The 816-nt window shown below is 47.4% G+C and carries 1 protein-coding gene; it reads left to right on the top strand.

All coding sequences use genetic code 11. From position 1 onward, the window contains the following. Nucleotides 1–784 (top strand): IS66 family transposase (gene tnpC, locus ACWQ4X_RS19725; RefSeq protein ID WP_457904680.1); only part of this gene is annotated, 784 nt, incomplete at its 5' end. Nucleotides 785–816 lie beyond the last annotated feature (32 nt).

Raw genomic sequence — 816 nt, 5'->3', positions numbered from 1 at the left:
TATGCGGATGGGTGAGAATGAGAAAAAACCGAAGAAAGGTTATGTCTGGGCCTATGCCACCACACAGTACAATCCAGTTCAAGCGGTGATCTATGACTTTCAGGATAGCCGTTCAGGTCAGCATGCAGAAGAGTTCCTGAATGGCTGGCAGGGCCATCTGGTCTGTGATGATTACAGTGGTTATAAAGCACGCTTTAAATCAGGCGATGTCATTGAGGTGGGCTGCATGGCACATGCACGTCGTAAATTTCATGAACTGCATGTGACCGGGAAAAGTCAGATCGCTGAACAGGCATTACTGATGATTCAGAAACTGTATGCCATAGAAGCAGAACTCAGGAAAAAGACCGATGGTACAGCAGAACATCGCCGCGAATATCGGCAAAAGCATAGTCAACCGGTGATGCAACAACTGTATGAATGGCTCAACCAACATTATCTGACGGTGCCATCGAGTTCTCCAACTGCCAAGGCGATCAATTACAGCCTAAAACGTTGGCAGGCACTCTGCCGCTATCTGGATGATGGTAATTTGCCTATAGATAATAACTGGATTGAAAATCAGATGCGCCCCTGGGCGTTGGGACGTAAGAACTGGCTGTTTGCTGGCTCGCTGCGCAGCGGCCAACGAGCTGCCAATATCATGACTTTAATCCAGTCAGCAAAGCTGAATGGACTGGATCCGTATGCCTATTTAAGTGATGTGCTGAAAAGGCTGCCGACGCATAAAGTGACCCAAATAGAAGAATTACTGCCACACCGCTGGAAATCCGACCAAAATTAAAAAATAGGCATGGGATTCAGCGGACGCTTACA

It is taken from the genome of Acinetobacter sp. NigerLNRRAM0016 (assembly GCF_054112845.1).
This window is presented reverse-complemented; position numbering and strand designations above follow the sequence as displayed.